Source organism: Paenibacillus sp. FSL H7-0943 (genome assembly GCF_037963265.1).
Lineage (GTDB): Bacteria > Bacillota > Bacilli > Paenibacillales > Paenibacillaceae > Paenibacillus_AQ > Paenibacillus_AQ odorifer.
The window spans coordinates 1,157,079-1,170,035 of sequence record NZ_CP150148.1; the positions used below are offsets into that span (position 1 = coordinate 1,157,079).

Genomic DNA, 12,957 nt, shown 5'->3' on the forward strand with positions numbered 1-12,957 from the left:
AACGTACATAAATAAGGAAGCTTATATTTTAAGCTAGAAGCGAAAGGGAAGTGAATAAACGGTGACCCAACTTGCAGATAATATCATATTATTGCTGGCAGCTCTCTTACTTGTAGGTGTGTTTTCCACCAAATTCTCCACTAAATTTGGAATGCCAGCTCTAGTGCTTTTCCTTGCTGCGGGGATGGTACTGAGTCAATTTATCTTTTTTAACAATGCTTCCTTAACACAAATGGCTGGGATTTTTGCGCTGGTTGTTATCTTGTTCGAAGGTGGGATGCAGACCAGTATTAAGGATATCAAGCCTATTATTCGGCCGGCATTATCCTTATCCACGGTAGGCGTATTGTTAACGACAGCTATCGTTGGGGTGTTCGCTAAGCTGATTCTTGAGGTGTCATGGGCGGAAAGCTTTCTGTTCGGAGCTATCGTGGGTTCGACTGATGCGGCTGCGGTCTTTTCGGTATTAGGCGGTAAGAATATTGACAAACGACTGACCTCGACACTCGAAGCGGAATCAGGCAGCAACGATCCTATGGCGGTGTTTTTGACAGTATCGCTGATCGAATGGATTCAGCATCCGGATATGGCGATATGGGGACTTGTGCTGTCCTTTATATGGGAGATGGCAGTTGGTTTGGTGATAGGGGTTGTACTTGGCAAAGTCGCAGTATATCTTATTAATCGAATTAACCTGGATTCCACCGGACTTTACCCGGTATTGGCAATTGGATTTGCTGTCCTAACCTACGGCTTATCTGCACTCGTTCATAGCAGCGGCTTGCTGGCTGTCTATGTAATGGGTCTTACCCTTGGCAATTCCGAGCTGATGTATCATCGAACCATTATGAATTTTAGTCATGGCTTTGCTTGGATGATGCAAATATTTATGTTTATATTGCTGGGTCTACTGGTATTTCCACAGGAGCTGGCAGAGGTGGCTTGGCAAGGTATATTGCTGTCCGTCATTCTGATGGTTGTGGCAAGGCCAATAGGAGTGTTTATAAGCTTGCTCTTTTCCAGATTCTCTATTCGTGAAAAAACACTAATTTCTTGGGCCGGCCTGCGCGGAGCCGTTCCAATTGTGCTGGCAACCTATCCGCTGCTAGCTAATCTTCCCCACGGCCGACTGTTCTTTAATGTAGTATTCTTCGTCGTGCTGACCTCAGCAGTGATTCAAGGAACAAGCATTTCACCGCTGGCTTCCCGGTTGAAGCTGGTGGGGCAAGAGGATTCAGCACAGCCATCACTGATGGAGCTGGTCGCCCTTGGCAAGACGGATTCCGAGTTCAACCACATAGGAATTGAACCTTACATGCCCATTGCCGGGCAGAAAATCTCCGATATCGGACTGCCAGATGATATCTTATTTACTGCTATTATCCGGAATAAAAGCATTGTCACCCCCCATGGCAGTACCGTCATTGAGCCAGGGGATACTGTATATGTCTTAAGTCCAAAGAGCAAACGCGATGAGATGAGGGCTTTTTTCCGGAGTCAGAAAGGGAAGACGGCGGAGGAAAATATATCTTTGATTTAAGTCTAGAAAGAGGACGTTATCCAGAGTGTGACAGAGATAATAGGCGTTATAACAAAAGTTATGCTAGAATCGGCAACATGCAAATCTTCAGAGTGGTTGCAAAAAGCAAAAGGATGTGTTAAATTGTATATAGATTTAGAACGAGTCTAAATACAATATAATAAATTAACCATAGGAGGTTTTATTAATGACTACACAACTAAAGAGCCAAACTGAACTGCACGCTGCTTTGAACCGCCAGACCGCGAACTGGTTCCTGCTTGGGGTAAAGCTTCATCATTATCACTGGTATGTTAGCGGATCCCAATTCTTCACGCTGCATGAGAAGTTTGAAGAACTCTACAATGAAGCTGCTGGTTATGCAGATGATTTGGCTGAGCGCCTGCTTGCTATTGGTGGACAACCTGCCTCCTCTATGAAACAATATCTGGAGCTTTCCGATTTACAGGAAGCTCGTGGCGGCGAAGATGCCAAGGGTATGGTAATGGAGCTGGTTAGAGACTTTACAACTGTTTCTAAAGAACTGCAGGCTGCGATTGCTACTGCAGAAGAACTGGCTGATCAACCCACTGCGGATCTGCTGATTGGTATTAGAAGCAGCATTGAGAAACATGCTTGGATGTTGAATGCTTTTATCGCCTAAGACAACATTCTTATAAAGGATAGAACCACAAAGAGCGCCTGCGTATAGGATACGCATGGCGCTCTTTGTTTTGTTGTTTTACTACTGAACACAACTATTTAATAAACACACCCCCGAAGGGAACTACCTCGCGTAGAAATCGTTTAACAATTCCATCATCGTTGTTATCTCTTTCGAATCGGCGGTTCTGACGTCCTGCCTGAAACAGCACAGGCCCGTGACCTGTCATCTTCCAGTGATAGCTCATATGCTGGCTAGCCAAATGGTTGCCGTAAACGGTGAGCTCCAGCTTGGCATTCTCAGGGTAGGCAATAATGCTGCCTGCATCGACATAAAGGGGGTTGGTCGGGTGCAGTACAGCTTCACAGACCGTACCCTCCGTCAGTATGCCAATCATGCCATTGCCCGAGAATTTCACTTTTACAATGTCCCGTGTAACGAGCACATTCTTCATGCTTAGCACTCGGGTCTCCAGTGTAATACCTATACTGTAGAAGAAGAGATGCTTAAAGTCGTACAGCAGATCGCTTTTGCCATCGAGCTGCAGGATTTTTATGCGATAGCCTGGTGGAAGGGCGGCGACGAAATGGCAAGGACCTGCCATATCGGAACGAATCAACTTTCGCTTGCGGTATATGCCCTTCACATCCATAAATCTGTCCGCTCGTCCTGAGGAAGGACCTTGATAAGCGATAATTTGTTGTGGATGGAGTACATGAACCTCTTCCTTCTCCTCAAGGGAGAAGGCTACGGCTTGTCCGCTTCCACTGTCGCTTTCATCTTGGATATCGATGTTCATAGTTCATCTCCCTCATGCTGTGACTGTGATCTTCAATGAATACATAAGACTAACGCAGACGGTCGCCTTTTCGCGAACGGTAAAGCATGCTGAAACGAATAAAACGGATCAGTATAAAATAACCTAGGATTAGTCCAATCCCTGTAAAAATAGTCACTTTGATTTTATGATAATATTCTTCGCGTGCCGTCCGGTCATTTTTTAATTCATCAACCATCTGCGTTAGTTGGCGATTCTGCTCTTGTAGGCTTTCGTTCTGTATCCGGTAAGCTTCTATCTCCTGCGTGGTATTTGCGAGCTTATCCTTTGCCTGCTGAAGCTCTTCAGCGGTTTGCTGAAAACCTTCCTTTAATTCATTCACTTCGTTTGGCAGCTCGGAGAAATTTTTAACTCCATTATAGATATCACTGAATATATTAGCTTTTGCTACAGGAGCTGGCAGGCATACAGTAAGCGTCAGCAAGAACAGGAGCGAATATAACAGCTGTAGATATGCTCGGGATTTATGTTGCTTCATCTATATAATCACCACCCAAATTAGGCTTGTAGTTCTTTTATTTTAACACAGCTTGACAGCTTCTGACAGCGTACGCCATGGGACTGGTAATGCTTATAATGAAAGTAATTTTTACCTCCTTAAGGTTTTCGTTTACTCTTTATTAAACACGATCAGTCCGTGATTATCTCGATTGAGAAGAGGTACTATTTATCGTATACTTTGGACGAAAGGGGCTGCTGTCGATTGAACAAATGGATTAAAACAATATTGCTTCTGATCGGATCTGCTTTTTTGACTAGATTGATCCCATTTTCATCTTTGTTTCGGAATTTAGACACGATGATTCATGAATTTGGTCATGCTCTGATGACCTTACTACTGTCGGGTAGTGTGCTGAGGATTGAATTATACGCAGATCATAGCGGTGTAACCTATTCAGCTATTCAAGAAGGGGGCAAGGCAATATTAGTTTCCCTCTCGGGTTATTTGCTAGCCTCCTTATTTGCACTTCTGCTCTTCTATTTATACAGTAAGGGACGCCATGATTGGGGACTTATCTTAGCTACGGGTGTGGCGTTGATTATGCTCCTGCTATACGTGCGAGGAAGCTTTGGCATGATGTGGTTGGGCGGATTTATTGCGCTAAATATTCTAATGCTGCTGGTTTGGAAGACGGCCAGCAAATATTATTATTTGTTATTGGCCTTTTTAACCTTGGAGGAGTCTGTAATGGGAAGTTTATTTTTGGTATACGCGGCTGCTGTATCACCGTCCCGTGCAGGAGATGCCAGTAATCTGGCAAGAATGACTCCCATACCCGCTATATTTTGGGCCACACTGTTTTTTATATTTTCTCTGTGGTGTGCCAAATGGGCACTGGGACTATTTTTCAAGCGAGAGCGAATGCAGACTAAATTAGGGAGTCGATGAGAAAAAAACATAAAATTTTCGTCATAAATAGACAAAAGGAGTTGTTTTTACAAGAGTCAGTCTACTAAGCATGTAGAATGACTCTTTTTTTGTCGATAATATAGAACCGAACATACATTCCATGACATGGAGTTGTCCGCCATTATTGGTACATTAATAGAAGACCCAAAAAAAGAAAGAGGTGGAAATAATGATAGAAAGTATTCATCCCGTATTCACATGGAGTCAAAATCGTATTTTTGCAGGCGGCAATCGTAATGTTATTTTGCTTGTCGAATGGAAAGGGAATATACCTGCAGAGCACAGCCGACCCAGCAGTTATAAAGTGGTTGCGCGTGAAATTGAGCTGCGGGTTTGGCTTGAACCCCATGTAACTTTTAAGCGTTCGTATGGGTGTGAGTTTGAAGTCGGTGAGGGCAGATCGCTACTTCTTAAGCTTGGCAAAATAAAAACGGGGCAACGAAAGTTTATTGCTTTGGAATTCAATATCTCTACTACTATTGCAGGTAGATATGAAGCTCTTTCCTTACAGTGGAAATATAAAAAGCCAACCGTAGAGCGTGTTCAAGAGCTTCCAGTAAAGGTTCTTGAGCTAGAATACACCCATCATACTCAGGTTCTGAGTGAAACCTGCTGCTTTCACGTAGAGAAACATCTGGAATTGTTAAAAACAGCTGAAACGATTGAGGAGGCAACCACGTTGCAAAATGAAGGACAACATAGTCAAGCTCATGAAATGCTTTGCCGTCACGCAGATAAATTACTATTACTAGCCGTACGTTCTGGAGATCCTTTACTACTTAAAGAGGCCGAAATGTTGTATAAACAGATTGGATTCGAGTATCAGAAGCGGGGGAAAACTGCTACTGGAAATTGATATAGGACATACAACTAGAAGATGCATATTGACGAAAAAAGACCTATACATAAATTTGTTTTGTCAGCGGGTTCGGCGGAAAATAATCAGAAGAATTGTAATATAAAATGTGGTAACATAGTAAAAAAGTTCTATCACACTATTACTTTTTTTCATAAAATAATGGGTCTATTTAACCATAAATCAAGGGGAACTGAATATGACAGACCGATTAATCCGACTGATGCGCATTATTACACTTGTTCAAGCCAAGCCAGGGATATTAGCCCGTGAATTGGCGGAACGCTGCGGCAACAGCGAGAGAACGATATACCGGGATATGGACGCGCTTAGCGCCATGCATATTCCTATAACCCACCTTGGACATGGAAAAGGCTATGCTTTTATTGGCAATTTTGCACTTTATCCTTTGGATTGGTCGGAAGAAGAGGCGTCTGCGTTTTCGCAACTACGCTATATTATGGAAGATATTAAACCCGTTCTGCCTATCGGTTTTGAAGGCGCTTATGAAAAAGTAGTTGCAGCTGAATACAAGCGAAAGGCGGAGCGGGAAGAAACGATAGAACGTGCAAGAAGAGAAGCAGGTACAAGCTGGTTGGAAAGAAGCGGTGCACAGATGGAGCATCAATCTTTTTTAACACCTATATTGGAGGCTTTATTAAAGCAGAGGAGTATTCAAGCGAATTATTGTGAGAATGCGGTGGAGGAGAAAGAAATAACCATCGATCCTTATTGTTTAGTCCCACTGGAAAATCGTTATCATCTCATTGGATTTTGCCATCATCAGGGTGTTATTCGTACATATCATATCAACGATTTTTCAAACGTGAAGCCACTAAACCGCTGCTTCTCAAAGGAATCATTTGATTTGCAAGCTTTTATGAAGCAAAAATGGTCACTTGACCGCGATAGTTTGCAGGTAGAGTTTAAAGTGAAATTTTCGGAGCGAATCATGGAAGGGCTTAAGAGAGAGGATCTGCCCTATAAGCCGAATAAAGTAGACCGTCAAGCTCGGTGTTGTTATTTTAAAGTCGCGTTGGAACAAGATATTGCATTTGTCCGCTGGATTAAGAGATTCGAAGAGGATGCAGAAATCATAGAGCCGTTATATTATCGGGAAGTGCTCAGGCAGCAGTTGGAGAAATGGATATCACAATATAAATAAGATGGATTCTCACCTTCAAATGAAATATTCGTTTACATATATTGTTACAAATCAAAAATTATAGAATATTTCTCTTGTTTGGTGAGTCTTTTTATAATATCATCATACATTAAATAACATAATTGCGATTTATAGAGTTGTTTTTATCCTCGAATTTGACCTTTGTTCAATTTTATACAGAAGAAAGCTATTCTCTAGATTCATTTAATTCTTAAAAATGAATATATTAATCCGGGTGAGGTTTCTGGGGGAGTGGATTATCCATTATGTTGAATGTACTGGGCTTTAACGTGAAGAATTAATATCATTCGTGTTAGGTGTCTTTGCAGCCCTATTTAGGGGTGTCAGAGGCATCTTTTTTGTGTGCAAAAAGCCAAAATCATCGTTATATATTGTCTAATTATAACAATATATAACTAAACATATCCAAACACAACTGTAGTTGTAGAAAAACGAAAAACTGTATGCTAGAATAGCATCTAAATATATACATACGAAATTGGGAGGAATGGAAATGTTTAAGAAATGGGCACTCTCCGTGATGGGGATATTGGCAATCCTTCTGGTTGTAAATTTATCTGCAGGTTCAGGTGTAGAGGTGCAAGCAGCCACCAAGAAGACCGAAATTATTGTTTCCGCAGCGGCTAGTTTGCAAGACAGCCTGGATAAGATTGCTCTCCTTTATGAAAAGAAACATCCCGATATTGATTTGGTTTTTAATTATGCAGCAAGTGGCACTCTGCAAAAGCAGATTGAGCAAGGGGCGCCGGCGGATCTGTTCTTCTCGGCAGGTGATAAACAGATGAATGCACTGGTGGAAGGTGGACTTATCTCCGATCATAAGGTTCTGCTTAAGAATCAATTGGTTGTAGTTGTACCCTCAGATTCAAAGGTTAAATTAACTACAATTACTCAGCTTACGGATAAAGCTTTTAAGAAGGTGGCAGTAGGACAGCCTGAATCTGTGCCGGCGGGTCAATATGCTCAGCAATCGCTGGCAGCGAAAAAGGTATGGGATCCGCTGCAAAGCAAACTTGTATTTGCCAAGGATGTGCGTCAGGTTCTCTCTTATGTAGAAACAGGAAATGCCGATGCCGGTTTTGTCTATAAGACAGATGCGCTTACTTCAAAGAAAACTAAAATCGCTTTGACGGTCGGTCCACATGTACACAAAGCCATTAATTATCCGGCAGGCATCGTGAAGACCTCGAAGAATCAAAAGGCAGCTAAGGAGTTGTATAGTTACCTTCAGAGCAAGGAAGCTAATGATATCTTTGTAAGTTATGGCTTCCTGCTTCCTTAAATAGAAATTAAGAGTAGAAGCGGGTGGAATAAGGTTGGAAATAAACTGGACTGATTTCTTCGCCCCGGTATGGCTTTCCGTAAAAATATCTGTGATTACCAGCATTATTGTATTCATTTTGGCAACAGCTGCTGCGAAGGCCATGGCAGGCCGGAAGTTTCCCGGCCACAGCTTGGTAGAGACTATAATGCTGCTTCCGCTCGTTTTGCCGCCGACGGTCGTAGGATTTGTGCTTTTAGTTATTTTAGGCCGACGAAGCTGGATCGGCAGATGGTATGAACAGATGACGGAGCAGACGATCCTGTTCACATGGGGGGCGGCTGTTATCGCCGCTGTAGTCGTAGCTTTTCCACTCGTATACCGCACAGTGAAGGCGGGTTTCGAAGGGATAGAAGCAGATCTTGAAGATGCAGCGCGGGCACAAGGGGCAAGTGAACTGCAGGTACTGCGCTATGTCACGCTGCCGCTTGCGGGCCGGTCGCTGGCAGCCGGTTATGTTCTTGGCTTTGCCCGCGGTCTTGGGGAGTTTGGCGCTACCATCATGGTAGCTGGCAATATTCCGGGCCGTACGCAAACCTTACCCACAGCGATCTATGTTGCGGTAGATGGCGGCAATATGACGCTCGCGTGGATGTGGGTATGCTCAATTATTGTTATTTCAGCCGCTATGCTGATGTTTGTGAATCGGCGTTCTTAAAAAACACCAGACAGCGATTCTCCGGTTATGGGAGAGTTGCTGTCTGGTGTTTTTGGTTTGAAGCGGGCGGCTTGAGCAGATGCTGGGCAAGTGGAAACCCGGCGACTTTGATGCAGCTTTTAGCGCCGCCAAATTTTGATGGAGTCTGTGAATTAACTGCATTCTATACAGTTATTCGGTCTGCATAAGGGAACGTTCTAGTTTTAATTGTATTCTATACAACTAAAACTAGAAAAGACGCCTATGGGGTAGTAAATCAAAAGAAATAGGTGTACCAAATACAGTTATATCTAATTTGCGAGTTGTTCAAAGAAATATAGTTGTACGAAATGCAGTTAAACGCTTCTGCAGATTGCTTCCTTCTTCTGTCTGCGACCATTAAGTCTCATAAATAATCGTCCCAGTTTCCGTGAGATCATATCCGTGAATGGATCCAAGCTCATTCTGGAAGGCTGGTGAACGCAAAATCTCAATCACGGCAGCGATCCATTGCTCATGCTCCGGTTTTTTAATCATCACCAGGTCGTAGCACTCCTGAATCATAGGAATAAAATCAACGCCGTCGACAATCTTGGCGGCTTTCTCAGTGCCGATAGCTACATCAGCTTCTCCCCGGGCCACTTTACCGGCAACTGCCAAATGGCTGTTCTCCTCGTTCTTATAGCCTGATAGGCTGGCTGCTGGAATGCCATGCAATCGAAGCTGTTCATCCAATAATACGCGTGCACCTGAGCCTCGTTCTCTATTGATCAGCGTGAGTCCATCCTGCTCTAAGTGAGACCATTCCTGAATACCTCTGGGATTCCCTTTTTGTACGTATAAACCAGCACTTCGGGTTAGCAGGCGAACTACAACATAAGAACATCCGACGAGTATTTTACGGATATAGGGTAGGTTGTATTCTCCAGTATCCCCGTCGAGTAAATGTGTGCTGACAATGTCCGATTCCCCTTTATACATGGCAATCAGGCTGTCTAGACTCCCGGCATAAGAACGAAGAGGACGTTCAGTAGGCAGAGCCCGTTCTAAATAGGTAGCTAGAATATCCAGTGACATATCCTGACCTGTAATCACCAAGCTGTGTCCTACAGCTTTAAGGTGAGGAGATTGTGCTGGCATTTGAGCTGGATTTGTACCGGAAAAGGCCAAGGGTATTGCTGGTGGAGTCTGGCCCATTATAGTAGTAGGGTTAGCGGTAGACACCCCACTCCGTGTATTTTGTTTGTAGGCCTCCAAATCGGATTGATCCACGCGCATTTGTTTTCCTACACGGTAGGAGGGGAGCTCCCCTTTTTTAATTAGATCATATACTTTTAATTTTGATATTTTTAATAAGCGGGCAATTTCCTCTGTCGTATAGGATGTATTATCGGACATCACAAAAGCCTCCAGAACTTCATATTAGGACAAGACTACCCTATTTTGAAGTCCTGTGCAATTAGGCTATTGTTGTTTCCCAGCCTGCTGTGTACTGGATAATTTGATCAACTCAGAGACAGTGACAAATCGAAAGCCTTTCTTTTCTAATTCGGGCAAAATAATTTTAAGCGCTTCTCTAGTTTGTGACTGCCCGTGCACATGATCATGAAACAGAACGATGTCTCCATTTCGTGCATTTCGAATGACCTTGTTCGAAATACTGTATACCCCTGGGCGATTCCAGTCACGTGTATCTTGATGCCAGGACCATAATATTGGCTTCAAGCCCATATTGTTAGACAGATCTACTAAGGTCTCGTCATACATGCCGCCTGGTGGTCTGAACAGTGAACTATGTTTACCGGAGACTTTTATAATCTCTTCTTCGGTCAATTTTAGCTCCTGCTCAAATTGGGCTTCATTAATAGGTCTTTTAAAATAAACGTGATTGTAGGTATGGTTAGCTAATTCATGCCCCTCAGCAATCACTCGTTTCGCTACCTCTGGATAGGCTGCAATTCTTTTTCCTATCGCAAAAAAGGTGCATTTCGCATGGTATTGATTCAATACCTTTAAGATTTGATCGGTTTCAGTAGGGTCAGGACCGTCATCGAACGTCAATGCAATCACTTTTTGGTTAGTATGTACTTCCCAAATCATGTCTCCTCTTTTTTCGTAGTAGTCGCGGTTTTTGCTTGGACTGCCTAGAGCAGAGTTCGTGAAGCATAAAAAGAGTGTAAGGGTGATCATCATAATTTTGCTGCGAGTTTTCATCATTTCACCTGTTTTTTTTATTTTAGAGTGCTCCTTTTGGGGGTCGGTATATTCATAGTTTAAGTTTTGTAAAGACAACCAGTCTTTTTTCGTGCTCTTTCTTCTTTCTACTATACCTTCATGTACAGGTTATGAGATTCATTTTGGCTTCTGATGATTACATAGTTATCGACATGCCCGTTTATAATTAAATTAGCTTTTGTATTTTGATGTGAAAATAGTTATGAAAATGCCTTATAATGAAGTACTATATACAGACATTTGGTTAGGGGTGGGAAGATGACACTTATTGAAAAAAGAGAACACCGGCAATATCCGGAGATTACCCGCCTTGAAACGTCGAGAGCTGCTTATGAGCGTGATTATTCACGCCTGATTCATTCGCCTACTTTTCGTAGGCTACAAGGTAAATCACAAGTATTCGGAGCAGGGACGGGTGATTATTACCGTACGCGTCTGACTCACTCACTTGAAGTTGCGCAGATTGCTCGTGAGGCGGCGAAAAGTCTGCTGCGATCGTATCCAGAAGTGGAAACCACTAAGGCGGAGAATCCGGGTCTTGTTATCGATCCAGAGGTAGTGGAATGCGCAGCTATCGCTCATGATTTTGGCCATCCTCCTTTTGGACATAAAGGGGAAGAAGTGCTGGATAATATTTTGGAACAGCTTATTGAAAAGAAAACTAACGAGGCTGCGCTGCAATCAGGCGCAACGGGTGTGGATCGGCTGCTGATCCATGAGCAGATGAAGCAACGTTATGAGCATTTCGAAGGCAATGCCCACAACTATCGGCTGATTATGTTTCTGGAGAAGCGTGAAAATATTGATGGCCTAAATCTGTCGGATGCTGTGCTGCTAGGCATAAATAAGTATCCTTTTCCCGGCACCTCGCTGAAGAAGGGGATGTACCTGCACGAATGGGGATATATTTCGGAGATCCGCAAAGAATGGGGAATACCAGCAGGTAAGAAAACGTTGGAGGCTCAGCTTATGGACCTTTGTGACGATATCGCTTATTCTGCACATGATCTGGAGGATGGGATTAAAGCCGGAAAGATTGAAGTGCATGAACACTTTATGCATGATTCTTATATCCAGCGGTTAATCGTGGAGAAAATCACCACGCTCGAGGATTTCTTCTGGAAGGGCTGGGAAGAGGAATGCATTCGCGCGAAGGTCGAGGAAGTGCTTAGTTCATTTCTTCGGGTTTGGAAGGAAAAAATGCCAACCTGTGAAAACGACTATTCCCGCACTCGACGTGAAGTTAAGGCTTATTGGGTAAGTACCTTTGTCGCAAGCTTGGGAGTGATCCAAGATGGAGACTGGAAGAAGGTCACCTTTATAAAGGAAGGAAAAGAAGATGAAGATATGCTGCGGACCGTCAGTGTGTTGAAAAGCTTCGCATGGGTCACTATGATCCGTGATTTGCGTGTGCAGCGGCTGCAGAAACGTAGTGAGTGGATTTTGCGCCGACTATGGGGAGCATTTCTGGATCCACAGACCTCTAAAGCCATTATTCCATCGGATTGGCTGCAGCGCTTTGAGAAAGATCAGAAGCAGGCAAAGCCGATTTGGACTTGGGAGCATATGGTGATTGATTATATCGCAGGGATGACTGATGCTTTTGCAGAGAAAATATATAATGAGCTGTACGGACTGAAGGTCGGCTCGATTTATGATTTGGATTAGAGGCTCTTAGACAAGTAGTCCCTGCTGTTCATTTAGGATGATCTAAATGAACAGCAGGGGCTATTTTTATAAGGATTATTGATTTAAATACCACTCATATGCAGTTTTTTCAAGATTAACCACAAATTCTTCTTTCCCGTCTATATAAGCTCCAATATCCTCTGGGAATTGTTTGGCAAGAGTATCTTTTAAATCTCCGTACTGTTTAACCGCCTCCGGATGTGATCGAAGGTAGTCTCTTACAGCCAGATGACGACCGATATCTATCTTATTATCCATTTGGAAGACATGAACATGATGGGTTCTGCTATTTCCGCCTTTTCTGAAATATCTTCTGCCACTGATACCGAACTCACCCATACATTCATAACCAAGTGCTGTCATTTGCTGGTGAACTCATCTACAGCTTCGATATTTCGTACTACAGGCATTATATCTATGATTGGTTTCGCTTTGAGTCCGGAAACAGAAGTGCTGCCAATATGGTGAATATCAACGAGGGCATCAGCAAAGATATCTTTAATCTTCTGAGCTTCTTCGTTGAACATTAGACCCCATTGTTCGTTAAATTCTGTGACCGTGACCTTCATTGCACTAACCCTCTCTTTATGGATAACTTTGG

The 12,957-nt window shown here is 43.2% G+C and carries 12 protein-coding genes and 1 pseudogene; 8 read left to right on the top strand and 5 right to left on the bottom strand.

Annotation, left to right across the window (positions count from 1 at the left end; all coding sequences use genetic code 11):
- Positions 1–61 precede the first annotated feature (61 nt).
- Together NSQ55_RS04970 and NSQ55_RS04975 are read left to right on the top strand one after the other, a co-directional pair.
- Entirely contained in the window at positions 62–1,540 is a 1,479-nt protein-coding gene (locus NSQ55_RS04970; protein WP_076129260.1) for a potassium/proton antiporter, read from the top strand.
- A 187-nt stretch (positions 1,541–1,727) separates the two neighbouring features.
- Positions 1,728–2,183, top strand: a complete 456-nt coding sequence (locus tag NSQ55_RS04975; protein ID WP_076129259.1) for a Dps family protein — start codon at positions 1,728–1,730, stop codon at positions 2,181–2,183.
- A gap of 94 nt (positions 2,184–2,277) precedes the next feature.
- Here the strand turns inward: NSQ55_RS04975 and NSQ55_RS04980 are convergent, their stop codons facing one another.
- Together NSQ55_RS04980 and NSQ55_RS04985 are read right to left on the bottom strand one after the other, a co-directional pair.
- Positions 2,278–2,982 carry an AIM24 family protein gene (locus NSQ55_RS04980; RefSeq protein WP_339171692.1) on the bottom strand — a complete coding sequence of 235 codons (705 nt, stop codon included), beginning with the start codon at positions 2,980–2,982 and terminating at the stop codon, positions 2,278–2,280.
- 49 nt (positions 2,983–3,031) lie between these two features.
- Entirely contained in the window at positions 3,032–3,499 is a 468-nt protein-coding gene (locus NSQ55_RS04985) for a hypothetical protein (RefSeq protein WP_076129257.1), read from the bottom strand.
- Between the two features lie 225 nt (positions 3,500–3,724).
- Between NSQ55_RS04985 and NSQ55_RS04990 the strand changes: the two genes are divergently transcribed.
- From NSQ55_RS04990 to modB, 5 genes are all read left to right on the top strand, one after another.
- On the top strand, positions 3,725–4,411 hold the full coding sequence (locus NSQ55_RS04990; protein WP_339171695.1) for a M50 family metallopeptidase: 687 nt from the start codon (positions 3,725–3,727) through the stop codon (positions 4,409–4,411).
- Between the two features lie 190 nt (positions 4,412–4,601).
- Entirely contained in the window at positions 4,602–5,288 is a 687-nt protein-coding gene (locus NSQ55_RS04995; RefSeq protein WP_248547913.1) for a hypothetical protein, read from the top strand.
- Between the two features lie 199 nt (positions 5,289–5,487).
- On the top strand, positions 5,488–6,453 hold the full coding sequence (locus tag NSQ55_RS05000; protein WP_076185040.1) for a WYL domain-containing protein: 966 nt from the start codon (positions 5,488–5,490) through the stop codon (positions 6,451–6,453).
- A 514-nt stretch (positions 6,454–6,967) separates the two neighbouring features.
- Entirely contained in the window at positions 6,968–7,756 is a 789-nt protein-coding gene (modA, locus tag NSQ55_RS05005) for a molybdate ABC transporter substrate-binding protein (RefSeq protein WP_076304992.1), read from the top strand.
- A 40-nt stretch (positions 7,757–7,796) separates the two neighbouring features.
- Positions 7,797–8,453, top strand: coding sequence for a molybdate ABC transporter permease subunit (gene modB, locus NSQ55_RS05010; protein WP_172628881.1), 657 nt, complete (start codon positions 7,797–7,799; stop codon positions 8,451–8,453).
- Between the two features lie 378 nt (positions 8,454–8,831).
- Here the strand turns inward: modB and NSQ55_RS05015 are convergent, their stop codons facing one another.
- Positions 8,832–9,830, bottom strand: a complete 999-nt coding sequence (locus NSQ55_RS05015) for a helix-turn-helix transcriptional regulator (protein WP_339171699.1) — start codon at positions 9,828–9,830, stop codon at positions 8,832–8,834.
- A 66-nt stretch (positions 9,831–9,896) separates the two neighbouring features.
- Complete coding sequence (locus NSQ55_RS05020) at positions 9,897–10,646, bottom strand: polysaccharide deacetylase family protein (protein WP_076129284.1); 750 nt, start codon at positions 10,644–10,646, stop codon at positions 9,897–9,899.
- Positions 10,647–10,925: 279 nt separating this feature from the next.
- On the opposite strand from NSQ55_RS05020, the gene dgt reads away from it, so the two are divergent.
- Positions 10,926–12,335, top strand: a complete 1,410-nt coding sequence (gene dgt / locus NSQ55_RS05025; protein WP_076185043.1) for a dGTP triphosphohydrolase — start codon at positions 10,926–10,928, stop codon at positions 12,333–12,335.
- Positions 12,336–12,410: 75 nt separating this feature from the next.
- On the opposite strand, the pseudogene NSQ55_RS05030 reads toward dgt, so the two are convergent.
- A pseudogene (locus tag NSQ55_RS05030) lies at positions 12,411–12,925 on the bottom strand (GrpB family protein).
- Between the last annotated feature and the right edge of the window lie 32 nt (positions 12,926–12,957).

Coding starts and splice junctions, on each gene's coding strand:
- NSQ55_RS05020 (WP_076129284.1), bottom strand. CDS start 10,646: ATGAAAACTCGCAGCAAAATTATGATGATCACCCTTACACTCTTTTTA.
- modA (WP_076304992.1), top strand. CDS start 6,968: ATGTTTAAGAAATGGGCACTCTCCGTGATGGGGATATTGGCAATCCTT.
- dgt (WP_076185043.1), top strand. CDS start 10,926: ATGACACTTATTGAAAAAAGAGAACACCGGCAATATCCGGAGATTACC.
- NSQ55_RS05015 (WP_339171699.1), bottom strand. CDS start 9,830: ATGTCCGATAATACATCCTATACGACAGAGGAAATTGCCCGCTTATTA.
- NSQ55_RS04980 (WP_339171692.1), bottom strand. CDS start 2,982: ATGAACATCGATATCCAAGATGAAAGCGACAGTGGAAGCGGACAAGCC.
- NSQ55_RS05000 (WP_076185040.1), top strand. CDS start 5,488: ATGACAGACCGATTAATCCGACTGATGCGCATTATTACACTTGTTCAA.
- NSQ55_RS04995 (WP_248547913.1), top strand. CDS start 4,602: ATGATAGAAAGTATTCATCCCGTATTCACATGGAGTCAAAATCGTATT.
- NSQ55_RS04985 (WP_076129257.1), bottom strand. CDS start 3,499: ATGAAGCAACATAAATCCCGAGCATATCTACAGCTGTTATATTCGCTC.
- NSQ55_RS04975 (WP_076129259.1), top strand. CDS start 1,728: ATGACTACACAACTAAAGAGCCAAACTGAACTGCACGCTGCTTTGAAC.